Raw genomic sequence first — 24,127 nt, 5'->3', positions numbered from 1 at the left:
CCTATATTTAGAAAAACAAAACGGCTTCGCCGTACTCGCCGTCTTTTATGATACTTATTTCGAGCTTGTTTTTTCCGTCAAATTCTATATCTGTCATTCCTATCTTTAAGGCATAGGCCTTTATCGGTTCAACATCCTTATCAAGGGTCTCGTTTATCACTCTCATAGTAACAATTTCACAAAAATCGCCGTTTACTGAAACGGTTATATCGTCGGTATTGAGTTCCGGAGCTATTGCTTTTTCTTCTCCTAAAATAAGTTTGGAGCTCATAGGCCTAAAATACACCATCATGGTATTATCAGTATCCAAAGAAGGAAAAAATATCAAGCTAAAAATTTCTATTTTTCCCAGCTTAGGATTTATTTCAACATTTTGCCTTAAATCTATATTGTAGCCCCAAAATTCAAGAAAATTTTCATTAAAACCTTTTGAAGCAATAAAATAAGGGTATTTTTTTGATTCGGCTTCTAAGCAAAAACAGCCGGATTCATCAGCTTCACCGCCCGTAATAACTTCAAACCTTTCGGTTAAAAGAGCAACCTTTGCATGGCTTACCGGTTTTTTATTTTTATCCCGAACGCAACCCTTAACAGCACTCATAAAAATTCCCCCTTGGAGTTAAATTATATATCATAAAAGAGTGAGTTGTCAAGCAAATACATAAAACTTATTTACGTTTGTATTTTGAGGCAGATCCGGAAGATTCTCTTTTCTTTTTTGAATCATGTTTTCCCTTTGAGGCCAAACTGCGCTTAGGTCTTTTAGATCCGGAAAAGGCCGGGGCTTCACTTTTTGCGTCAATGTGCATATGAGGTAAGCCTCTTTTCTTTTTGCAAAGACGCAGGGCATCATTTGCTGCATTTTTAGGCATTGTAGCAAGGGAAAACTTATCCATAACCTCGATATCGTCGACCAGCCTTTCAGGAATCGAAAGAAGGCGGCTTAACATTTCGGCAAGTTTACGCTTTGTAATTCCGTCCTTTCGGCCGACTCCTATATAAAGGCGTAAGGTATCGTCATCGGATTTACGTATGCGGCCTTCGGAGCGGACGGGCTTAATTGTCTTATAGTGAGAGGGAGATAAAAATGAACCGTACTGCATTTGAAGAATAAAGGAAAGCACGGTTTGAGCATCTCCGTATTCCGTAAGCTTATTTGCAAAAGCCGAAAAGCCTTGTTCGGGTTTTTCTTCATTTATTCTTTTTTCGATTTGAGCAGCCGTTTCTTTTAAGATACGGGTTCTTTTGATTTCGATAACTTGTTCGATTGAAGGAAGCTTACCCTCTTTTAATTCGCCCCGGGCATGTTTGCGCAGGTACTCTATTCTTTTTACCTCGTTAGGGCGGACAAAACTGACTGCGATACCGGCAGCTCCGGCACGGCCTGTTCTTCCTATTCGGTGGGTATAGGTCGGCCCGTCATAGGGAATTGCATAGTTTACAACGTGCGAGATGCCTTCAATGTCGATACCGCGGGCGGCAACATCGGTTGCAACAAGGATGCGGGTCTTTTTGGACCTAAAGCGCTCCAAAATTTTTTCCCTCTGACTTTGAGGAATGTCCCCGTGGAGGGCGGCAGCTTCGTAGTGCCTTTCGTCAAGTTCTTTTGCAACATCATCGGCATCGATTTTGGTTTGGCAAAATACGAGGCCGTAAAAGTTAGGGCTTGTATCTATAAGGCGGACAAGGGCTTCGGTCTTATCCCCTTCCCTGACTACCCAAAAAAATTGCTCGGTTAAAGAGGCTCTTTCTTCTTGAGGCTCTTCTTCGACAATTTCATAGTCCCCCATAAAGTCGGAGGCAATAGACAAGATCTGCTTGGGCATCGTCGCCGAAAACATTAAAACGCGGGCTTCAGGATTTGCCTTTGAAAAGATATTTTCTATGTCTTCGATAAAGCCCATGTTGAGCATCTCATCGGCTTCATCCAAAATAAAATATTCGATGTCTTCAATTTTTAAGGAACCCCGTTCAAGATGATCCATCACACGGCCGGGGGTTCCTACAACGATTTCGACACCGGTCTTTAAGCTTCTCAGCTGGGGGCCTATCGCAGCTCCTCCGTAAACGGTTGTAATTCGGGGAAACTCTTCGATTCTAAAAGATTCAAGTTCACCTGCTACCTGTACGGCTAATTCTCGGGTAGGCACCAAAATAAGCGCCCGCACCTTTCCCGTATTTGCGCGCAGCTCCTGCACAAGGGGGAGGCCAAAAGCTGCCGTCTTTCCCGTTCCGGTACGAGCCTTAGCTATAACGTTTGCTTCTCCCGAAAGAAGCCTCGGTATTGCCAAAACCTGAATCGGAGTCGGCTCTTCAAACCCCTTGGCTTCAACTGCTTGTAGGACTATATCGTCAAGTCCCAATTCTTTAAAAGTAATTAACATAATCGGAAGATTATATCACATTACTCAAAAATATGCAATTATGGTGCAGGAGGATAAGGAGGCCGTGTATATAAAGATTCTATAGTCACGGTATTATATCTTTTAACTATATAATTATTTATGTCTTTAATTTCAGCATCAGTCAAAGCCCGTTTAAAAATCATGACTTCTGCAATTTGTCCGTAAAAAGGCAAAGACTCATCAGCATTCTTACCGATATATAGATTCTTTAAGGTTCCGCTGCCTTCAACACCTATATGAGTAGCCAATCTTGAAGAAAAATAAGCACTATTGCCCGGCAAAGACCAGGCATAGTCTAATTTACAAGGATCGGTATCTTGATTAGATCCTAGTGCATAGTCTCTTATTGACCCATTTTCGCCTACAGGATAGCCATAGGCTCTGTTTACAGCAGTTTCACTACCACCTGAAGTACCTCCCGGTGCAGAGTATAGATAGGCTATAGGCGTCTGACCCGTTTTAGTCTCATTACCGTTTACATAAAATCTAACTTGAGGATCATTACCGGAAATATCCACATTAACAAGTATTCCTGCCGAAAAAGCTTTTCCCGATTCGACATCATATGTCATAGATGCGGAAGGACTTCTAATACCCAGTACATAATCCGATTCTATATAAAATCTTTTTATTCTAGTAGGTTTACCTGTATTGGCACCATTGCCGTAAACACCGTCTACAGGATCATACTGAAACGGAATCAAACCTATTGAAGGATAAACGCGCCTGGATCCATTTGAGCCGGTAATAGCTATTTGCTGATTAATATTGTTAGAACAACTAAAAATCAAAAAGGCAGTACTAGCTGTAGCTTCATATAACATCCAGTCATCGTGAGCACAAATTACAGCCAAGCCTTCCTTATTTGCAAAAGTAGCAGAAGGAAGTCCGCTAACTCCCGAAGCGGAATATGTAGGACTATTTCCTTTATATTTATAGGCATGTCTATTATTTCCGGATACATCAGGAAGACAGTTTATTTTACCTTCAGAAATATGCTCCAATCCAATCCTATCAGCCCTTAACCAAAGAACAAGATCTTTTATATCCTTAGGCTGTTTAAATCCGGAACCGGTGAGAGATATAGTATATTTTCTTCCCGTATTTTTATCATCAATGGTAATATCTTTTTCAGACCACACACCTGGTTGCGGAGTAAATTTAATTTCAAGTCCGGCCTTCTCTCCGGGATAGACAAGCTCTGTATTTCCATAATTTTTTTCTAATGTAAAAGGTCCCGGGTCCAGATTCACATCAATATTCTCAAAGCGCAATATAGCCTTACTCATATTTTTAATACTGATAGCCTGAGATTCCGACACGGCAGACTTATAGCCGAAGTCATAACAGTTTTTGTCCAGCTTGTACGGCACAACACAAGAAACATCTTGACCGTTTTTTCTATGCACTATTTCAATAGGCATAATTTCACCTCCGCCGCAAACTGCAATTTTATAAGGAAGAGGGCTTCTGTCATGCTGTATTACGATATTTCCTTCCTTGTATGTAGGCATAGAGGATTCAGGAAATATGAGCTCGAAATCTTTTGAAGAATTAGCAGAAATAACACCCAAAGTCAATCCGGTTTGACCGTCAAAATTAAAGCCGGCAATAGTTGCAAAGGAATCAAGTGAAACGCTGTGGATAGTAATGCGTTCATTACTATTATTTTTTATACGGAATTTCCGCTTAGCTTGTGCGTTCGGCTTATATCCGAAATCGACTCCGGCACCGCCATTAGGCAGGTTACGTTCAATCTCTGTTGGAATAGCAGGAGGATTTGCATCAATGACTTCAACTATTTGAAGACCTATAAAATTTCCATTAAGCCGAATAGAAAATTTCCTTTTGCGATCATTCACGCGATAATCTATTGTAAGACCGGTTTCAACCGATCCTATATCGGCAAGCTTATAACGGACTTCAAAAGCGGTTCTTTCATAAGGACCGATCTTATATTTAAAAAGAGTGTCCCTAATTTCAAATACATCGGTATTTGTAATTTTAGGAAGACCGTCAAATTTTATTTCATGCTCGGTTAAATTTTCAATATGAAGCTCTTCCCATGAACTGTATCCGGCATCACCTATTCCTACCAAAGATAATGTGGATCCGTTTTTAAAGCCTTGTGAAGTAGCATCCTGATATACTATGATTGAGTGTTCAGGCGGAAAAACAGCCTCCTGAATATCCAAATTTGTTTTTATACCGCATGATGAAATCAATACCCCAAGAACTAAAATTATAACACACAAACGTTTCATAGTTAACTCCTTTTGTTTTTGTTAACAAGTACAAGTACTATAATAACTGTAGTCAAACATATACAAAAAATTGACGCCGCAATTAAAACCATTATGATAATTTTATTAGTATTTCTTTTGTTATCTTCAACAATTTCTCCTATATACTTACGCAGCTCGTTATCTGCTTCTATTTTTGCAAGATCCATCTCCAAACGTTTTTTTTCATATAATTCCCTTTCGCTATAGCGAATTTTCTCCTGCTCTTTCTCCATCTTTTTCATGTTATAAAGAAATTCCTTAAAGATCTTTCGTTGCTCTTCCAGAATCTGTATTTTATCCTCTATAGTTAAAACGCCGGACTCCTTCGGAATTGAAACGGAAGCACTTTCATTTATACCGCTTTCAACTTGAGGCAGTCTATGTTCAACCGGGTTGTTTTTAAGCCAATCAGGAAGAGCAGAAGAGGTTTTCAGTTTTTCTATTGCCTTATCAACCGGAATTTTAGAAAGTTTTTTAATGGAATCGGGAGCATAAGATAATTTTTGTTCAGTATATATAATTTCTTCCCATTTTTTTTCGTTTTCAAGATAAGAAAGCCATGAGGCTACGGCTCTTTTGCAGGCATCTTCAACATCAATAGGTAATTCTTGATCCTTGTAATTGCGTAATACAAAAAGGCTGTTTGTAAATGCCTTATCATACTCTTTTAATAAAATACCCCGATTAATAGATTCAACCATTTTTTCCATAAGCTCAGTGCCGGCAAAGACTTGAACCGTAAAAATCAAGAAAAAAAGGGAACAAAGTATTCGAGTATACGATAAAACTTTTAAGTCCTTTTTTGTCTTACAATTCATTTTTATTATACCTCAAATCATTTGGGAACATGGAATATTGCATTTACATATATATTCGGAATAAGATTCCAGTCGGCATACTTCTTTGCAGTAAAGGCATATATATCCATGTCGCTTCCTACTCTTAACGACATGATGTGGTTTTTCCAAAATTCATAAGTTGCTCCAATATTCGTATGCATACCAAAGCTCATAAACGGACTGGTAACCGATATGGGAATCCAATTAAATTTAAAAGTTAAGCCTAACTTTTCGATGGGGTGCCAATCTTCAACACTGAGCCCCACAAAGGGACTGCTTATTTTGGTATACAGCATGGACGCTTGTTCACCTCCGCCTTTACCGTAATAGTTTATATAACTATGTCCCGTCGACAAAAAAATAGGCACACCGCCAGCAGCATTGGTCCCTATTGCAAATCGGGATACTACAAAGACTGAAAGATCTTTTCCTGCCATCGCTACGGTAAGCCAATTTAGGTTTAATCCCAGCTTTAATAATACATAAGGATGAACAAAGCCGGCATGAAATCCTAGCAATACACCAATATCGGAATTAGTTTTTTTACGCCCAAAGGCTTTATCGGCAAAGCTGCTGCCGAAAATGCTGAATGAGGGCCCCAAACTTGCATCAAGATAGAAATTTTTTAGGTCAACTTCATACACGGATTTATACAAAGCTTCTTTATCCTTCTCTTTTTGTTCTGCTGCCGTTATTCTAGCCTTTTCATCAGCTTCTGCCTTAGCCTTGGCTTCAGCTTCAGCTTGCATCTGTTTTTTTTGCTCATCAAGCTTTTTTTGATTTTTTTGCATTTCTACAATCGATGAATAGAGATCTTGAGCTTCAACATTATCCTGATTTGATATTAGAACAACTTCAGCAAGATTTTTTGCATAATCCAAATCACCAGAACGAACAGACTGTTTTGCAGCATTAATAATAGTTTTTTCAAATTTTGTTTTTTCACTTGCAGGAGCCGAAAGCAGAAGTTCCCGCACAGCTTTCATATTTTTTGTTTTTAGAGCAGCTTCCAACTTAGAAGACAGAGACTCAGCCGAAAGAGCAATACCTAAAAATGCGACCATGGTTATTAAAAAAAACTTATTTTTCCTCATATCTATATTATAAATCCGAAATTTTATATCTGCAAGTAAAAAAATCGTTTTTTTTTAAATTTATCTATATTTTTTACTAAAATTTAAAGACAATTGACAAGGCCTTAAATTTAGGCTAAACTTATCCCAATATGAACTACATAGAATTATTAAAAAAATCGGCAGAAAAAACAAACAACTGTGCATGTATGGGCTTAGACCCTGTCCTTGAAGCAATTCCAAATAAAACGGGAAATGTAAAAGAAAATCTTGTAAGCTTTTTTAAAGAGCTTTTCGATAAGATGCAGGAAAAGAATTTAATTCCTGCAGCCTTTAAACCGAATATAGGTTATTATTCCGCGCTGGATAAGCCCAGGGAAAAGGATTTTTCGGGCTCTGAAAGCCTTGCAGAAATTTTAAGCCTAATCGAAAAGCATTTTCCGGGTATTCCGGTAATCTTTGATTCGAAGAGGGGCGATATAGCCCGCTCAAGCCTTAACTATGCTATCGAGGCCTTTGACAGCTGGAAGGCCGATGCCGTAACGGTAAGCCCCTACATGGGAAGCGACTCTATTCTTCCTTTTATTTCGGAAAAATATATCGATAAGGGAGCCTATATTTTAAACCGGACAAGCAATCCCGGTGCAAAGGATTTTCAAAATCTTAGAATGAGCTCGGACGGTAAAGAATCTTCGGAGCTTTATATCGAGATTGCAAAAAAAATCGCTTTTTATGCAAACGAATTTCCGGGAACGGGAGCCGTTGTCGGAGCTACGGGAATGGAAGAATTAAAACTCATTGCAGAAATTTATGCAAAAGCTAAAGAAGTTCCTATGCTGATTCCGGGAGTCGGTTCCCAAGGGGGTGATGCAAAAACGGTAATGGAAGTTCTTAAAAATGCAGGCTGCGATTTGACCCTTATAAGAATAAACAGCTCAAGCGGCTTAACCCATCCTTGGAAAAAAGCACCTATACCCGAAAATTATTTGGAGCTTTGCATAAGCAATACCGAAAAACTACTGAGCGAAACTGCAATTAAAAACATCAGTCTTTAGGGGCAATAGAATTTAAGATGGAATCAATGCGGCGTTTTGTGTATCCGCTTATCACATAGGAATTATTTGAAGAAGAATCAAACAAAATAAAATCGCCGCCTTCCATCGGTGTAAAAATCATCTTTATGTTTTCCCCGCTTCCTAAAATTAAATTAAGCTCTTCACTTTTTGCATTATTAAGAGGAAGTGCGGGAAAAATATCTATACATGAAAATTGTTTTAAAAATGTTTGCAGCTCATCAAAGACCTTTTCATTTTTATTTGAACGGATTATGGAACCCTTATTTTTTTTGATAAGCTGGATTGAATTTTTCTCAAACCTGTATTTATAAATTTGTAAGTCAAGCCAGAAATTACTGCTTACGGTTAAAAAAGAGGCTAAAACATCGGGCATAATAAAAATTTTTGTGCGGGCATCTATCCGCACATAGCGGTTTATACCGAGAGTATCGTTTTTTCCGAAAACAAAATCTCCTATTATGGTTTTATCGGAACGCAAAAGCTGCAACCGCGCAGCATGATCTTCATCCAAGCCGAAATTAAAATATTGTTTGACGGAATCGCTTACAAGCTTAAAATTTTGCCTTGTGCTTAATGCCGAAAAGAGGCGCTCTATTAGGGCCGGCTGAACCTTATATTCTCCTGTTTTAGTACTTAAAATAAACTTATCCTTTTTTTTGATAAGTCTTAACTCGTTGAATCGAGGCGGGAGAGAATTATCGGGAATGGTAAAAATAATTTCATCTATGTGTTCTATATTTTGTTTTAAAACAAGGGAAGTGTTAAAAATATTTGCTTCAGCTTTTGGAATATTTACAAAAAGCAAAACTAAGAGAAAAAAAATATTTACAAAAATCAAACCTTGAGTATATTTTTTTAACTTAAAAAAGTTTTTCACCTTAATCTCCTTTGTTTTATAAACACGTAAAGACCCAAAATAAAAATCAAAAGAGGAAGAAAGATGAGAGAAATTAATCTGGCTCTGAATATAAGGCTTATCAGTTTTTCACTATCTTCAAATTGTTTAAAAGGCGGAGGGGAATGTTTTTTATTTTTTAATAAAAGAAGATTATCTTTTAAAGAAATATATTCTACACAGTTTACCATAAAATCCATATTGTAGGTAGAACCGGTATAGTCTATTGCCCTGCTTATCATATATTCATCGCTTATAACCAAGATGCGGGAAGGCTTTGTTTGGCCTGCAGTAATTACTGAAGGCTTAAAAGACGCATCCTCAAATTTTTTAAAATGATTTTCAAGAGGATCGGTGCTGTAAGAATCGATAAGCGTCAAAGAATTATTACCGGTAAACGCATAGGGAACAAGATTAGGATTTTTATCTAAATCAATATCTATTGAAGAAGGCCAAAAAGAAATTAAAGGACGGTAGGCTGCAAATACCGGATTACCCTGCTTGATTCCGCTCAAAGGAATCTGAATCCAAAAAGGATAATTGATTAACTTTGTTCCCTTATTATCAACCTGAGACATCGTGATGCGGAAGTTATTTACCAAATCGAGGGCCATGTCCGAGTTTATATAAAAGCCGTGATAAGAAAGTACATCCAATAAGAAATCTTTCACCTTAGGTCTTGGCTTCCATGAGCCTTTTACATCAACCTTGTTCCCCGAAACAAAAAAAACAGCCCTGCCCTCTTTTTGTAAAAACATATCTATGGCAGCGGCCGAAGAATGATCTATATAATCGGAGCCTATAACCAAAAGAGGAAGATCCTGAGGTACCGTATCTATGGGCAGTTTTAAGGGCAGAACATTAAAGTCTGCATATTCAAGCCAAGGAATTACATAAGAATAATCGCTTTCAAGCAAGGCCGGATCGGCAATCAAAGAAACGGTTCCGGTTTGAATATTTCCCATAGTCACATCTCTCATACTCAAAATAAATCTTCCAATGTCATACTCAAGAGAATCAACATCATCTACAAAGGGTATTACCCTTGTCTCTCCCATGTATTCAATCATAAGCCCGGAGTAGAGTTTATGAATTACCTTGACGGCATTATCCTGAGCTTCTATTTCGCGGGGAATTATTCCTAGTTTGTTTACCGCTTCAGATGAAAGGCTTGAAGTATCTTTTACCGAAACATCAAAATTTCCTTTTGAGCAGCGTTTATACTCTGAGAGCATATCGTTAAGATATTTTAATGAAGGAAAAAAAACATCTACATTCGGGCTTTTAAACCAAGTTACTTTTACTGAAGCTTCAAGATTAAGCAACAATTCTTTTGTATAAGCCGACAAGGTATAATTTTTTTCTTTTGTCATATCAAATCTAAAATATAATTTTGAAGAAACAAGAGAAATTAAAACGAGCATTAAAACAAAAAGCAGGAATTGAAGTCTATATTCTTTTTTCATCTTGCATCCCTTTGCCTTGTTAAAATAAAAACATTTAACTCGATGCCTAAGGCTATTAAAATAAGATAAAAGATAAGATCCCGGGAATCTAAAAGTCCGCGTGCAGCCGATTCAAAATGAGAACTAAAGGAAAGATAGCCTATAAACCTATTCAGCAATACCGGAAAATTTAAATTTTTTGTTAAAGGATAAATAAGGGTAAAAAACAAAACCGTCAAAAACGAAAGCAAAAAATTGACTTCGGTTTTACTGCTTAATGCAGAAAGACCGAGCGAAATCGAAATAATTCCTGCACCGAATAAAAAAACGGAAAAATAAGAAACGAAAAAAGAACCGGCATCAAAGTAAACCAACGAAAAAACCGAAACAGGTATTATCAAGCTAAAAAAAAGCATAATAAACCAAATTAAAATCAGGCTTAAATATTTTCCCAGTACAACACAACGGATTGAAACAGGCAGAGAAAACAAAAACTTATCGGTAAACTGTTTTTTTTCGTCACTCCATACACTCATCGTCAGCATAGGAACTACAACACAAAGCAAAAAAGGCATATTTAAAAAAAATGTTTTTAAGTCAGATAGACCTGCATTAAACCATGAATCCGAACCGATAAAGGCAATAGCAGCCCCCAAGATAAAAAAAAGAGAGGATGCATAAAGGGAAGAACTCTTATACATCATTTTAAATTCTTTTTTTGCAATAAAAAAAATAAGATTCTTATTCGTTTTTTCTAAATTCATTTTTATTTATCCCTGCAAAAAACTCAAAGGCTTTTTCCAATACGGTATAATTAATTCCGGAATCAAACTCGCAGCCGGCTTCTTGAAGCTGCTCTTTTATTTCTAAAAGATTTCCTATAGCTATTATTTCTCCCTTATTAATCAAAATATGATTGGAGCAAAGCTCTGCCGCCTGTCTTAAATCATGCGTGCAAATCAAGATAGTTTTTTCTTTTGCAATGTGCAGGATTTTTTTTTCAAAATCTTTTACCTGCACCGAATCAAAACCTGAGGCCGGCTCATCTAAAATAATTAAGGGAGGATTATGTAAAACGGCTTGAGCCAAACCGGTACGCTGTTTAAACCCTTTAGACAACCCCTTAATCAATCTATCCCTTACCTCATCTATCTCGCAAAAATCGATTACCTCATTTAAAGCATCTTCCAATTTATCTTTTTTCATTCCGTGCATTTGACCTGCGAAATATAAAAAATCATAAACTGTCATATTCGAATAAAGAGGATTTTGTTCGTATAGAATACCTAAAAGTTTTTTTGCTTCAAACCCCTCAGTTAAGACGGAGTATGAGTCTATAAAGGCATCACCTTCATCAGGAGTATAATAACCTGAGATGCAGTTTATGATACTGCTTTTACCTGCACCGTTTAAACCCAAAAGAGAAGTTATCTCTCCCGTCTTTAATTCAAACGAAATATTCTTGCAGCCTATAACAGGATTTTTTTTGCTTCCGTAATATTTTGCTAAATTTTGAACCTTGAGCATGGCTTATTTTTTCTTAATTCCCAATATGGTCAAATCGTCATACTGCTGATCTTCCCGCACATTTGTATAGTAAAGATATTCGTCGTAGACGGCATTGGGTTTACGATTCCCGCAATAGGTTTGATACTGCCTAAAATGCTTATTTAAGAATAAGTCGATTTTTTTATCTACCTGAACCATATCCTGTTCGGTTGCCTTAGGATCTCGATACATTCGGAATATTTTTTCGACTGACACAAGACCTAAAACAGCATCTTCAATCGAACCTTCAAGATTTGTAAAATCAAAATCAAATTCTTCGTTTTCGATTGGGTTATGCCATTTTTTTAAACTAAAAGAACTGCGGGCAAAAATATTTTCGATAATTTTGCATACGCGGGGCTTACCCAACTCTTCTCCGTCTTGACCTACACTATGAGTTTCATGTTCCTCATCTTTTTCAAGCCCCGGTTCTTCACATAGCACAGGCTCCAGCTTGGAATTTCTAAACAAGCGCTTTGCTTCTTCAATACCGTCAGTGTAAAGGAAAAGAACATCTCCGGGATTAAGTTTTACGGTTTCAACCTTAAAGCCGCCCTTCATATCTATCATAAATGTCGGGAAAACCCCGGCAGCGGAAACTTCGGTTAAAATAACTTCTTTCATTTTCTTGGAAGCGGCATCGTAAATATTTATAACGTTATCGCCTGCATTGCAAAAATGAACATCACCGCTTATCGAATCCATAATACAAAGGGTAAAGGCTGCGAATCGGCCCTTAAATCCGCGAGATTCTATTAAGTCGTTTATTCGAGCTACAACCTGATCTATTTTTAGTCCATCCTTTTTGTAATTCCAATCTCTGAAGTAGTCCAAGAAAAGAGTTGCGACCTCAACCATGATAAGAGCGGCAGGAACTCCCTTACCTGCAACGTCGCACTTTATAATTGCATAATATCGGTCATCAAGCTTTATATAATCGAAATAGTCACCGGATACACCTCGGGCTCCTTCATAGTAGCCGAAAAATTCGACATTATCGTCTACGGTTTTGCCGCAAGTAAGTTTTCTGCCTGCCGAATCCACATCAAGCGGTAAAAACATTTTTTGGATTTCCTTACCCATGGTTAGGTCCTTAGATGCAGCAGCAGCTTCAACAAGACCGTTTGTCATCGCATTGATGGTTGTACCTAAAACTCCTATTTCATCCTTTGTTTTAAGTTTAACATCCTTACCTGCCAGAAGTTCCTTGTCTTCGGTAGCTGCAATCATAGCAACATGCTCTACAAGTTTTTTAATTGGGGCAGTAATAATTGAAGACAAAATATAAGCTCCGACTATACCTGCTGCAAGAGCACCCAATGAGATCAAAAATATAATTTTATACAAAGCTGTAGTCGCTTCATCAATTTGTTCAATCAATCCCCTTGTCGACACCTGAATATATACCATACCTTGAACAAAATTAGATTGCCCGCCCGGCTGCCTGTAAAGAATAGGTTTATAAAAAAGATAGCTTGTAACATCCCTTGAAAGTTTTTTTGAATTAAATTCGGGATAAGAACCTGCACCTTTTATACTCAAGCTGTTAAGCTCGGAAGTAAGTTTTGTTTCCATTTGATTGATGGCAGACTGAATTTCATTTCGGCGCTCTACCGATTTTTTATCCGTACTCAGAGCAATTCCAACTGCCGTATTTGTTAAAGATTGAATTTCATCTGCAAGTTCGCCTACATTGGCTTTTGCTTCTTGGTCAATTTGATCAAGCTTTTTATATACATCTTCCAATTGGAGCAATGATAACTCGGATCTGCCGACAACAAAATCGGGAGTATCTATTTTAGAAAGAATATCGTTATCGTTGGAAGCCCAAACAAAATTATAACCCACTTTTTTATTATCTATATGAACACCGGTTATCGTTGCAAAGGTTGCTTCCTTAAGTGCGGAAACTTGCGAGGGTAAAAAGCCCAGCTCCAATACGTTTTTTGAAGGGAGGTATGCCTTAGCGCCGGAACTCAAACTTTCAAGTAAAACTTGAGTATTTGAAGCCAAGCCTTCGGCCAAAAGTCTTTCCTGTGTTTCAGAAAACCTAAATCCCAAAGGAAGGGCCAAGGTTAAAATAACGGATATTATCAAAGTAGTTGTAAATACAATAAACTTCAACCTTAATCCGCCGCCTCTAACTTTTAATGCAGACAGTTTTTTTTCTTTTCCAAATGTCATAGCACCTCCGCGCAATAAAACAGTTACTTCATGCTTTATTTTTATAGCTTCTTTTATCGAATGAACAACTCCCAATATCGACAAAATCATAACAAGTAAAATAAATAGAACTAAAAAAATAATTAAAAAATAATCGGCAAAATTATAATCGATAGCTGAAAGAAGCCAATTATATTTATATGTATTTCCATAATCACCTAGCTTAATATTTCCTATATCATCAAAAGACATAGTTTTTTTTGCAAAGTAGACTCCGCGGCCTGAGTGCATGAGTCCTACATAATATTTGCCGGGATCCAAATAGTTTATTTTTATATTTGATATAAGCTTATCGCTTAGAATAGAAAAATCTTTTTTTTCTACGGTTAAATCATAAGGAGGTTCTCCATCAGCATCAACATAGAGCGAGGTTACTTCACCTCCGGCAGCAAAGCCCTTACCTACTATCGATAGAGATATAGATCCATCCAGAGATTGAGAAGCATTTATATCTGCAATATAAGTATACGGAATGTATTTATTTAAAGCAAAATATTTTACTGCCGGAGCACCGATATTCCCAAAAGCGTCTACGGCAGAAACAGTCAAAGCATAAAGACCGTTTTCATAATTATTAAATTCTCTTTTATTTAAAACTGAACTTATTTTTGATGTATTTAATTCAGCTTTTAAATTATCTGACAAAACTTTTTGCACAACCTCATCATCTATAAAGGCAGAGTCTGCTTTTTTTAGATATGAAAGAAATTTATCTATATCACCTATATAAGAGAGATTCCATATATAGCCGTTTATAGCCGTTTCGGGCTTTCCATTTATATCCAAATCGGGAGGAGCCCATCGAATATCAAAGGTATTAGATTTTAAAAAACCTTTTTTATCTAAGGCCAGTAAGTCAAAAACGGGAGGTGCAGGAGGAACTATATCTCTTTCATAAGAAACCGTTGTCATCTCAGACCAGTTTCCTGCATAGTCGCAGACTCTTACGCCCAAATACCACAGACCATCCTCTTCGGGTTCATAAACCAAGACTGTTTCATCTTTTAATTTTTTAATTACCGGCTCTACAAATTCGGGAGGGACATCCTTTGACCATTCATATGAATAACCGGCTATACCGGATGAGTCATTGGGAAACCTTATCTTCATTGTAATTTTTTGTTTTCCCTCTGAAGTCTTTGAATCAAAATTCAAAGGCTGAAGCTGGGCCTTTCCGACTTCATAATCGGGTTCAATATGCATTATTTTTGCCGAACGAAGGCCTTCTTGCCATAAGACATGAAGATTACCGTCTACAAAAAACGGATTAACAAAGAGTACGGAACCGTTTATCGATATAACTGAATCAATCAGCCAAGTGTTATCTTCTTTTCGTGCAATAAAAACCGATGATCTGCCGTCATAGCCTTCGGACCATGATATAAGAGGTTTATTGTTATAAGTTATAATCTTAGGACTAAATATGCTTCCATTTTGAGAAGGAAGAACTTCGATAGGAGAAGAAAGTTTCCCTTTATTGTCCAAGACTGCGTAGGCTGTAGAATTTTTTTCGCTGCGGTAAGGAGATTGTTCCCAAACAATTGAAATAGATTTTTCCGCTTGAATATAGGATATATGGGGTCTTTGATTATTAAAATTAAAATCATCCGTTATTCTTACAGGTTCGGACCAAGATTTTCCTCCATCGGAAGAAAAAGAAGAAAAAAGCTGATAAGCACGTCTGTCACCGCTCTTATCCAAGGCTTGAAAAACCAAAACATCATTTTTTGCAGAAGCTGTATGTGCCGGAAGAAAAATTCTGTCCATTTTTTTTGCAAAGTTAAACTCCGAAAAAGACGACCAATTAAGACCGTCCTCAGATGAAGAAGAAAATATAGAAAATTTTTCATCAGCCCCATGCGAAACAAACATAAGATACTTACCGTTTGAAGCAACGGATAGTTGAGGAGAAAGCAAATCGTATATTTCTGTGGTAATATTTTTAACCGTATATGTTTTACCGTAATCGGTACTTTTTAAAATTGTAATAGTATTACGATTTTTTACCAATGCAATTAAAATACTGTCATCATTTCCTACAGCGATAGAAACAATTGACGGAATATCGGCTGTATAAGGGATAGGCGGAATTATTCTTTCATTTATTGTCCATTTGTTATTTACATATACGCCTGCAGAAATATATATCAGCCCTTCACTATCGGAGGATTTAACGGCTTCTTCCCAGACAGATGCAGAAATATTTGCATTTGAAGCGGACTTTAAAAAGTGCCCATTTCGCCCACTTATAACGGAAGGATTTTCCCAATAAAATTCTTTTGCCGATAAAGAGACCGTAAAAAATAAAAATATCAAGAATATATTTAAAAATTTCCTCATGCGTTTTTTCCCGTTAATCATAGTAATGCATCTATCCTCTTTTTTAATTCTCTAACCTTTGCCGAGTTTCTTGCATTCGGACTTTGCATAAGCTGTTCAACCAATGCAGCAGCTATAACCCTATTTCCTTTTTGTAATTCGGAAACGGCTTGCTGATATTTAGCCTCATCGGCAGCAGAGAGTACCACAACGGCCTCACCTCCCATGGTCATTTGAATTGAGTCCTTTAATTGTATTGCCGCAATATTTTGAGGATCCAACTTAATAGCTGTATCCAATTGCTGAAGGGCAATCGGGAACGAAAGTCTGTCACCGGCTCTATATATTGCCTGAGCCGACTTAGTCAGACTTGCAGATTCGGCTATTGCTTTAAGATTGGGAGGAGGCAGTTTAAGGCCTAAGTAAATTTCAACCTCATTTTTTAATGCAGCAAGCCCCGGAAAGTTTTTATCTATACCGTAGAGGTCCAATAGGTCGCTGTATGATTTTTGAGAATTACGCTTGTACTCGGTTCTGATTGTTTGAACCTTCCGCTTAAATTGCTCATTAAAGTTTACCGGATCGATCAGCTTATCGATTTTTAAATTTAATTGTCCTGCAATTTCATTATACGGGAATATCAATAATACCTGCCGTATATTCTCCTTAGCCTGATTTAAATTATTTAAGGCGGCACGGCGCTGACCCGACTTTATTTTTTGCTCTGCATCCAAATAAAGCTGATTGGCATTATTTAAAAGCTGTATCATTTGAGGATAAAGAGGAGCCGAAGGCGGAATTGTTCTTCCGGTTTTTAAGGTTCCTGCAGTATTTACGATAGCCAGCCAGTTTTCAACTTCTTCGTTAGGTTCAATATTGGTTACTGCCCAACGGCTGCGTGCCGCATTCAACGTTTCTTCAGCCTTTACAAACTCGGTATTAAAATAATCTTTTTTTGCCTTTTCCAAATATGCACGGACGTCTTTAACAACTACGGCGTTTTCTGCATCATTAATTTCTTTGCCGAGCTGTTCGAGCCTTTTATCCGTGGAGCTTCTGTATTCTGCATCTTCTTCAAGCTGTAAAGCATCATTTGTTCTTGTTCGGGACAGCTCTATACTCCTCCTTGCAGCAGAAAAATTACCGGATTTTAAATTTCTTTTTGCTTCCTCAAACCTTAAATCGGCTTCATTTTTTGCCAACTGTATTTTTAAAAGAGTAGATTCAGTTAATGCCAAGTCCGAAGCTATAATACCGGAAAGATCTTTAAGAGATGCGATAGTTTTTTCAATACCGTTTTTGTTTTCTGCAAAAACCTTACTTGATCCGGATATGGAGGAATCCGTATCTTTAATAAAATTATTCAAGATACGAAGATCCAGCTTTATAATCTCCCTTAAGTTTATGAGCTCTTGCCTTGCTTCTCCCGGAGATGTCTTATCGTTATTTTTTTGATTATTTGTAAAGCGGTCATATCTTTGTTTTGTCTCAGCGAAAGCCTCTTTACCGGATCTATTATTTATGATTGCAAGTTCCTCATAACATATAAGACGGGTCTTATCCAAGTTACTTAACAATAAACTATTTTTGGTTTCTAAAGCTTCTTGTTCTTTGCCGAGATCGTTCGCAATGTGAGGTATCGAAGATTCGGATAATTTTTTTACTGATGATATCATCGATTCCAATTCTTGAATCTCGGCTTTGAAAGTTTTAATTTTAGGATTATCAGGATTGCGCAATTCATCAGAGCTTCCGGTGTAGGAAGATGAAAGAGGCTGTATTCTTTCTCTTATGCTTAAAAAACTGCTGTAATATTTTTTTGACGAATCTATGATTTTATTGAGCTCAGCCAGGGAGTTTCTTTTTTTGTCTTGAGAATCAACTATTTTTCCGAATCTTGAGCCGGAACGTGTATTTATAACGGAATAAATTCCGGTCAAGCTCTTTAAATGAAAATCAATTAGGGAGAGATTTTTATCGATGGATATGTCGCTTTCAAAATCAAATGTATCGCATGACTCAAACCATAGTTTTCTAATTTCCAACCAATGCCTGTCTGCCAAAGAATAAAGCGGATCATGAACTCCCGCCTCCATAGCTCCTTCAACACCTTCATATTCTTTTGCAGAATCTCTTCCTAAAGTCAGGCGGTACGCAAAGGGTAAAATAGATTCTTCGGTCTCAATATTCCTTTTCCTTTCGTTTAGATAAATCCGTTTTAAAGATGCACCGGATCTTACTAATGAATCTGTAATACTTCTAAGCTGAGAAGAAGAATTCTTTAAATTGTTTAACTCGCTTTCAAGAGATGATAAGGATGATGAAAAAGCTTTTGCCCTATATTTATTCAGGTCCGACATAAATTCGGCATAAGCGTCTTCATATTTTTTTGTGTCGGATTTAACCAGATCAAGTTCTTTTTTCAAAATACTGCTTATTTGGGCATTTTGATCTTCGTTCATTGTATCACCGTCATACATTGAAAAACCTTGAATAAAGGTCTTAGCGGCATCATTATACTTTTTCTCCTGTATTAGCTTGATTCCTTCATTCATCAAATCATTAAATTTTATGCGGTAAATGGCGTAGAATGAGGAGGTTTTGACCTTATTTAAAAAATCTCTAAGCACAGGATCCATATCGGATTCCAAAAGTTCCATCTTATCTATTATGGCAATTCGTTTTAAGTTATTGTTAGGATCTACTTTTAAAAGCTCTATAAGCTCATGGAAGGTTTTTTGAAATTCGGCTTGATTTTTCATTGTTTTTCGGGCAAGGCTTATTCCGCTCTCTATGGATTCAGGCTTGTTTTCAATGACATTGACTATATCCTGCAAGGCCGCAGTATTTTTTGACTCTTCCAAAAGACTTTTAGCCGTTGCATAATCTTCTTCGGCAGATCCCTTTGAAAAGGCAGCAATAGAGAGAAAACATATAAAAATACCCGCAAAAAGCCGTTTTTTATTCAACTTAACAAAAAACTCCTATATCAATTTTCGGCTTTTTATACTTTTTTTTAATAAAAATCTCTAAAAACTGCTTAAAAAAAAACCGAAATTCATATATAATAGTATAAATATGAAGAGAATTTTTCAAGCCGTTTGCATAATTATTTTTCTCATTTTTTCAAAAACAGGGCTTTTTTGTGCAGATATTTCAAATTTTTATTCAGGAGTATCGTCAATTTTCGATATCTTTACACAAAAATTTGAAGGAGAGACAGCCTTCCGTTCCCTTTTGATTCCCTCAGGAGGCCGCTTTGAAGGGCTGGGAGGAACTTTTACGGCTCTTTCAAACGATATAAGTTTTTTCGATGCAAACCCTGCTGCAAGTGCTCTTTTAAAGGAAACCGAACTAAACGTTTTGCACAATAGCTGGATAGCCGATTCTAAGCTCGAAACGGTAGGCTATACACAAAGAAAAAACCATCTGGGCTGGGGAACATCTCTAAGATGTTTTTATATTCCCTTTACAGAATATGGCCCCCTGGGAGAAAAAAAGGCCTCCGGATATTACAGTGAAACCTTTTTAACCGCAAATATAGCCTATAATTTTTTTGCGGGCTATGATTTTAAAGGTATAAGCCTTGGTGGAAATCTAAAAGCGGGAATAAGGTCTATGCCGCCTTTTTCGGGACAGGAAGAAGCAGCAGATTTAGATCATCCCGAAAAGCAGCATAAAAATGCATCGCAACAAAACGGATATGCAGTCCTTGGCGACTTTGGACTTATGATAAGAGCCAATCTTGCAAAAATTTTTTACAGTGATGAGCCGAATTTTTACTTCGGTCTTAGCTTAAAAAACTTCGGTGCACCCATAAGAGGTGACATACCTCCTTCATATATCTCTCTAGGCTTTGCATATCGACCTGTAGATTTCTTTTTATTCGGAATAGACGTAAATCAGGGGGTGAATGTTGCAAACATAAAAAGCTCAGGACTGCCCTATGGAAGTTTAGGATTTATGTTTTCAATTACAAGGCATTTCAATCTTCTAACGGGTTTCGGTATTAAGGGAGGAAACCCTCGATTCACCTTGGGCGGAGAGGTCAATTTTTCAGGTATTCAAATTTCTGCAAATTATACACTGGACCTGTCCAGTCAGGTTACAAATATCAGCCGTATAAGTGTCGGTGTAAAACTTCTTTTAGGCCAAGATAAACGGGATGAAAGGCTGAACACAATAAAAAAACTCTATGTTCAAGCCTTAAAAGAGTATAACAATAAAAACTATGAAAAGGCTATAGAGCTTTGGCAGGAAATTTTAACGATAGACAAACGCTATGATCCCGCAATAGAAGGTATAGCCAGAGCCGAACAACAGCTTAAACTTTTGGAAGAAATCAAAAAAATCCTGTTTCTTGACTAAAAAGCCGGCTTATTTATCGGATGTTTTATTCTTCCCTGTTTTTGAAGTCTTCTGGATGCCTTCTGCCGTCTCCGATTTGCGGGCCTTAGACTTCTTTTCGGCTTTGACTGTCTTAGGTTCTTTTTCGGCCTTAGTTTTCTTTACGGCTTCTTTTTTCTCTTTTAGAGAAGTTTCCTTTTTAACGGTCTTTTTTGTTTCGGCTTTTTTCTTGGAGACTGTAGTCTTTTTCTTGGAAGAAGACTCTTCGCCGTCTTTTTCAGGGAAAATCATTTCGCTCTTCTTCTCTTGGGCCTTTTTAATCAGGGATTTTTTTTCTGTCAATTCTTCGGCAGAAAGAGCCTCTCGTACCGAAAGGCGCACGCCCTGAGCCTTTAAGCCCTTCTCGGCGAAAGAGTCGGTCTTAAATTCTTCTTCGATTTTTTTGACTCTCGGTTTCGGCGCATAGTTGAGCTTAAAAGAAAATTTAGGCTTTGTACTTGCAAAGAGCACCTCAGTGTTGTCGGGAGCAAAAAGATAGTCTCTGTTTAGGATGTAGCCTTCTACCCTCGCCCTCTTTATATAGGCGTACTTCGTCTTGGAATCGCGGTAAATTACCGTAAAGAGCACCTTCGAAAGTTCTTCTTTTTCGGCAAAACCGCAGTACCACATTCCCGTATCGACAAAGACGCGGTCGGGTACATCCATTACTGTATAAACCCCGCTCTTTCTCAAAATAAAGATGCGGTCGTAGGGACTGACACGCAAAATCTCTTTTCCTGTGGTAACGGAGGTGCCGAGATAGCCTGTTTCTTCATCATAGCGGAGGGCGGTGTCCCTTGTTACGGCCTCTTTTACGTCAACCTTTGTAAAGCCGGTAATCTCGGTCTTGCGTTTAAACTCCTCTGCCGGAAGCTTGGCCGCAATTCCGTCCAAAACCGAAATAGCATAGCCTTTTAAGTTCTTCAATAGTTTGGCAATTTCCTTTAAGCGGTTATTTATCTCCCTAACCTCTTCACGGTTCTTGTTTATATCGTAAAGCGATATGCGGCGGATAGGAATTTTAAGCAATTTGTCGACATCATCTTCGGTTACCTCGCGGATTAATTCCTTTTTAAATGGAACAAAGCCCTTGATAACCGCATTGATGACTCCTTCGGCCGTCTTCATCGTTTCAATCTTTTTGTATATGCGCTCTTCTATAAAAATGCGCTCAAGGGTTCGCAGGTGGAGGCGGTCGGTCAGCATGGCTTTTTCGTATTCAAGCTCATCCTTTAAAATTTGCACCAGCTGCTTGGCGTGATATTTTATTATATCGGTTACGGTAATTTGAACCGGAAGATTGTCCTTTATGACCAAGAGGTTACAGGGAATGGACTGCTCGCATTCGGTAAAGGCATAGAGGGCATCCACCACATCGGCCGAGTAAACTCCTCTGGGGAGCTTTAACTCAATCTCGACCTTTTCACCCGTGTAGTCGCTTATTTCCGAAATTTTAACCTTTCCGGCCTTTGAAGCGGCCTCTATGGAGTTAATCATGCTTTCGGTAGTGCTGCCGAAGGGAAGCTCCCGTATTACAATTCTCTTCTCGTCGGAGGTGTCGAGCTTGGCCCTGACTAAGACCTTACCCAAGCCGTCCTCGTATTCCGAAACATCGATCAAGCCTCCCGTGGGAAAGTCCGGGAAAAGAGCAAAGGATTTTCCGCTTAAAAAAGCTTTTTCGGCTTCTATTATTTCGAGAATATTGTGGGGCAAAATTTTTGTGGACATACCTACGGCAATACCTTCGGCCCCAATAGCAAGCACTACGGGGAGCTTGGCCCTAAAAGCTAAGGGCTCCTTGTTTCTTCCGTCATAGGAAACGGTATAATCGGTTATATGGGGATTATAAAAGATGGTCTTTGCAAATTCGTTTACGCGGCACTCTATGTATCGGGGAGCGGACGCCTCATCCCCTGTAAAAATATTTCCGAAGTTTCCTTGAGTGTCGATAAAAAGCTCTTTTGAAGCAAGAACCACGAGGGCATTTCCTATGGAAGCGTCTCCGTGGGGGTGGTACTTCATACAGTGACCGATAACGTTTGCCACCTTGTGAAACTTCCCGTCATCCATCTCAAAAAGAGAATGTAAAATTCGCCTTTGAACGGGCTTTAAGCCGTCCTCAAGGTCGGGGATGGCCCTGTCGCGGATAACATAACTTGCATATTCCAAAAAATTCTTATTAAAAAGACTTTCAATATAATCCATCTTTTTCCTCAAAAAAAAGTATTTTAAGATGATACACTAAAAGTAAAAATTTGTCTACAAGAGTAAAAGATAAATAAAAAAGCCCCCTTGCTCTAAAGGCAAGGGGGCCTTTTTAGTTTAAAAAGCTAAATTAAAAAACGGTTTGCTCGGAAACGGGTGTTTCAAGAGCTTTTAATGCTTTTTCAACAAGGGCGCGGCGGAGTTTTTTCTCATCTGCATCGTTCATTTTAGGATCACCGAGCGGGTGAGGAATAGCTACGGCCGGCACAATTCTGTTTGCACCAACAGTCTTTGAGATAGGAACAACAGTTGCAATATGTACTACCGGGAGATGTCTCTCGATTTCTTTAACCATCGTTGCACCGCAACGAGTACATGTGCCTCACGTGGAGGTAAGAATTACAGCCTGCACTCCGTCGTTCACAAGTTTTTGAACAAATTCTTCGGCAAATTTCTTTGAGCGCTTTACAGCGGTACCGTTTCCTACCGTTGTATAGTACTTGTCATGAAGCTTTCCGATCTTTCCCTCTTTTTCCATGTCGCGCAAAACGTCTACCGGAAGAACTCGGTTGGGGTTTGCGTTACAATAGGTGGGGTCGTATCCGCCGTGAGCTGTTTCGCTGTCGGCTGATGAAAGAGCGGCCATACCTGCGATTGAATATTCGCCGTAGTGTGAAGCGTTTGAAGCTTCGATGTGGTCGGGGTTACCCTTGGGGACAACACCGCCTGATGTTACCAATGCAACCTTTGCCTTGGAAATATCTTTAACGGCAGGCTGAGGAGGTACTCTGTCGAATACGGGCATCGGATATTCCGTTACGAACTCTTCACCCTTAATCTTCTTGATGAGCATGTCAACAGCTCTCTTTGCACCTCTTTCTTCTGCAAAGTAGTTTTGGCGTACGCCTCTGGGTAAGAGACCTTCTTTTTCGGGGCAGCAGATGCACTCGCCTGTTAAAATCTTTTTAGCCAAAGCTCCGATAGCAGGAACGGCTTCTCTCATGCTTACAGCAGAGTTACCTGTCTTGATTGTGTACATAAAGGCTTTGAATACATCATAACCGGGGTTTTCTTCATAGAGACCCGAAATAGCGGGGATACCGAGCTCAAAGGCAACCTTTGCTGCGTTACCGCAAGCCATACCGTATCGTCCGGCGTTGAATCCGGGACCGGCAATAAGAAGGTCTGCTTTTGCATCTGTAAGAACCTTTTTAACAAAGGCTAAACATTCTTCTTCGTGCTCGTTAAAATAGTTATCACCGCAGATAATGGTCTTGACGATCTTTCCCGCATCTCCCAAGGCGCCCTGAATTCCGGCACCGGGACCTGCTGTTCCGTCAATAACCTCCGGTTTGTAGTCAGCCATGTCTTCTCCGCCCTTTCCGGCAAAGAACTGATTGATATAATGAACAATTACTTTACTCATAG

General features: G+C 38.4%; 15 protein-coding genes. 2 read left to right on the top strand and 13 right to left on the bottom strand.

What is annotated here, in order from left to right:
- Window positions 1–7: 7 nt before the first annotated feature.
- The 5 genes from E4O07_RS03125 to E4O07_RS03105 all read right to left on the bottom strand — a co-directional run bounded on the left by E4O07_RS03125 (window position 8) and on the right by E4O07_RS03105 (window position 6,623).
- Window positions 8–601: a carboxypeptidase-like regulatory domain-containing protein gene (locus E4O07_RS03125; protein ID WP_253687310.1), complete on the bottom strand. Its 594-nt coding sequence runs from the start codon at window positions 599–601 to the stop codon at window positions 8–10.
- 67 nt (window positions 602–668) lie between these two features.
- Window positions 669–2,384, bottom strand: coding sequence for a DEAD/DEAH box helicase (locus tag E4O07_RS03120; RefSeq protein WP_253687309.1), 1,716 nt, complete (start codon window positions 2,382–2,384; stop codon window positions 669–671).
- Window positions 2,385–2,422: 38 nt separating this feature from the next.
- Window positions 2,423–4,669 carry a LamG domain-containing protein gene (locus E4O07_RS03115; protein ID WP_253687308.1) on the bottom strand — a complete coding sequence of 749 codons (2,247 nt, stop codon included), beginning with the start codon at window positions 4,667–4,669 and terminating at the stop codon, window positions 2,423–2,425.
- A 2-nt stretch (window positions 4,670–4,671) separates the two neighbouring features.
- Window positions 4,672–5,508: a hypothetical protein gene (locus tag E4O07_RS03110; RefSeq protein WP_253687307.1), complete on the bottom strand. Its 837-nt coding sequence runs from the start codon at window positions 5,506–5,508 to the stop codon at window positions 4,672–4,674.
- 17 nt (window positions 5,509–5,525) lie between these two features.
- Window positions 5,526–6,623 carry a hypothetical protein gene (locus tag E4O07_RS03105; RefSeq protein WP_253687306.1) on the bottom strand — a complete coding sequence of 366 codons (1,098 nt, stop codon included), beginning with the start codon at window positions 6,621–6,623 and terminating at the stop codon, window positions 5,526–5,528.
- Between the two features lie 131 nt (window positions 6,624–6,754).
- Here E4O07_RS03105 and pyrF point away from each other — a divergent pair, with 131 nt between their 5' ends.
- Window positions 6,755–7,657 (top strand): orotidine-5'-phosphate decarboxylase, encoded by a 903-nt coding sequence (pyrF, locus tag E4O07_RS03100; protein ID WP_253687305.1) that lies wholly within the window; start codon window positions 6,755–6,757, stop codon window positions 7,655–7,657.
- Here pyrF and E4O07_RS03095 read toward each other — a convergent pair.
- The 6 genes from E4O07_RS03095 to E4O07_RS03070 are packed head-to-tail and all read right to left on the bottom strand — an operon-like array spanning window position 7,647 to window position 19,077.
- Complete coding sequence (locus E4O07_RS03095; protein ID WP_253687303.1) at window positions 7,647–8,555, bottom strand: DUF4340 domain-containing protein; 909 nt, start codon at window positions 8,553–8,555, stop codon at window positions 7,647–7,649. The genes pyrF and E4O07_RS03095 overlap by 11 nt on opposite strands.
- Window positions 8,552–10,039: a GldG family protein gene (locus tag E4O07_RS03090; RefSeq protein WP_253687301.1), complete on the bottom strand. Its 1,488-nt coding sequence runs from the start codon at window positions 10,037–10,039 to the stop codon at window positions 8,552–8,554. The genes E4O07_RS03095 and E4O07_RS03090 overlap by 4 nt, the downstream gene beginning before the upstream one ends.
- The gene (locus tag E4O07_RS03085; RefSeq protein WP_253687300.1) at window positions 10,036–10,782 is read right to left on the bottom strand and encodes an ABC transporter permease; all 747 of its coding nucleotides are present in this window, start codon (window positions 10,780–10,782) and stop codon (window positions 10,036–10,038) included. Before E4O07_RS03085 ends, E4O07_RS03090 begins: the two co-directional genes overlap by 4 nt.
- The gene (locus E4O07_RS03080; RefSeq protein ID WP_253687298.1) at window positions 10,760–11,545 is read right to left on the bottom strand and encodes an ABC transporter ATP-binding protein; all 786 of its coding nucleotides are present in this window, start codon (window positions 11,543–11,545) and stop codon (window positions 10,760–10,762) included. The genes E4O07_RS03085 and E4O07_RS03080 overlap by 23 nt, the downstream gene beginning before the upstream one ends.
- 3 nt (window positions 11,546–11,548) lie before the next feature.
- On the bottom strand, window positions 11,549–16,150 hold the full coding sequence (locus tag E4O07_RS03075) for a SpoIIE family protein phosphatase (protein ID WP_253687297.1): 4,602 nt from the start codon (window positions 16,148–16,150) through the stop codon (window positions 11,549–11,551).
- Window positions 16,147–19,077, bottom strand: a complete 2,931-nt coding sequence (locus E4O07_RS03070) for a hypothetical protein (protein ID WP_253687295.1) — start codon at window positions 19,075–19,077, stop codon at window positions 16,147–16,149. Before E4O07_RS03070 ends, E4O07_RS03075 begins: the two co-directional genes overlap by 4 nt.
- A 109-nt stretch (window positions 19,078–19,186) precedes the next feature.
- Between E4O07_RS03070 and E4O07_RS03065 the strand changes: the two genes are divergently transcribed.
- Window positions 19,187–20,476: a UPF0164 family protein gene (locus tag E4O07_RS03065; RefSeq protein WP_253687293.1), complete on the top strand. Its 1,290-nt coding sequence runs from the start codon at window positions 19,187–19,189 to the stop codon at window positions 20,474–20,476.
- A gap of 9 nt (window positions 20,477–20,485) precedes the next feature.
- Here the strand turns inward: E4O07_RS03065 and E4O07_RS03060 are convergent, their stop codons facing one another.
- Together E4O07_RS03060 and grdB are read right to left on the bottom strand one after the other, a co-directional pair.
- Window positions 20,486–22,699 (bottom strand): DNA topoisomerase IV subunit A, encoded by a 2,214-nt coding sequence (locus tag E4O07_RS03060; RefSeq protein ID WP_253687291.1) that lies wholly within the window; start codon window positions 22,697–22,699, stop codon window positions 20,486–20,488.
- A gap of 130 nt (window positions 22,700–22,829) precedes the next feature.
- Window positions 22,830–24,125 (bottom strand): glycine reductase complex selenoprotein B, encoded by a 1,296-nt coding sequence (gene grdB / locus E4O07_RS03055; protein ID WP_253687289.1) that lies wholly within the window; start codon window positions 24,123–24,125, stop codon window positions 22,830–22,832.
- Window positions 24,126–24,127 lie beyond the last annotated feature (2 nt).

Source organism: Treponema sp. OMZ 798, from assembly GCF_024181385.1.
Classification (GTDB): Bacteria; Spirochaetota; Spirochaetia; order Treponematales; family Treponemataceae; genus Treponema_B.
Note: the sequence above shows the minus strand (reverse complement) of the source record. Positions and strands in the feature narration are given on the sequence as shown.

Excerpts from the sequence above, each read along its gene's own strand:
- E4O07_RS03090 (WP_253687301.1), bottom strand. The coding sequence starts at position 10,039 with ATGAAAAAAGAATATAGACTTCAATTCCTGCTTTTTGTTTTAATGCTC.
- E4O07_RS03080 (WP_253687298.1), bottom strand. The coding sequence starts at position 11,545 with ATGCTCAAGGTTCAAAATTTAGCAAAATATTACGGAAGCAAAAAAAAT.
- E4O07_RS03075 (WP_253687297.1), bottom strand. The coding sequence starts at position 16,150 with ATGATTAACGGGAAAAAACGCATGAGGAAATTTTTAAATATATTCTTG.
- E4O07_RS03110 (WP_253687307.1), bottom strand. The coding sequence starts at position 5,508 with ATGAATTGTAAGACAAAAAAGGACTTAAAAGTTTTATCGTATACTCGA.
- E4O07_RS03065 (WP_253687293.1), top strand. The coding sequence starts at position 19,187 with ATGAAGAGAATTTTTCAAGCCGTTTGCATAATTATTTTTCTCATTTTT.
- E4O07_RS03125 (WP_253687310.1), bottom strand. The coding sequence starts at position 601 with ATGAGTGCTGTTAAGGGTTGCGTTCGGGATAAAAATAAAAAACCGGTA.
- E4O07_RS03115 (WP_253687308.1), bottom strand. The coding sequence starts at position 4,669 with ATGAAACGTTTGTGTGTTATAATTTTAGTTCTTGGGGTATTGATTTCA.
- E4O07_RS03105 (WP_253687306.1), bottom strand. The coding sequence starts at position 6,623 with ATGAGGAAAAATAAGTTTTTTTTAATAACCATGGTCGCATTTTTAGGT.
- pyrF (WP_253687305.1), top strand. The coding sequence starts at position 6,755 with ATGAACTACATAGAATTATTAAAAAAATCGGCAGAAAAAACAAACAAC.
- E4O07_RS03120 (WP_253687309.1), bottom strand. The coding sequence starts at position 2,384 with ATGTTAATTACTTTTAAAGAATTGGGACTTGACGATATAGTCCTACAA.
- E4O07_RS03060 (WP_253687291.1), bottom strand. The coding sequence starts at position 22,699 with ATGGATTATATTGAAAGTCTTTTTAATAAGAATTTTTTGGAATATGCA.
- E4O07_RS03085 (WP_253687300.1), bottom strand. The coding sequence starts at position 10,782 with ATGAATTTAGAAAAAACGAATAAGAATCTTATTTTTTTTATTGCAAAA.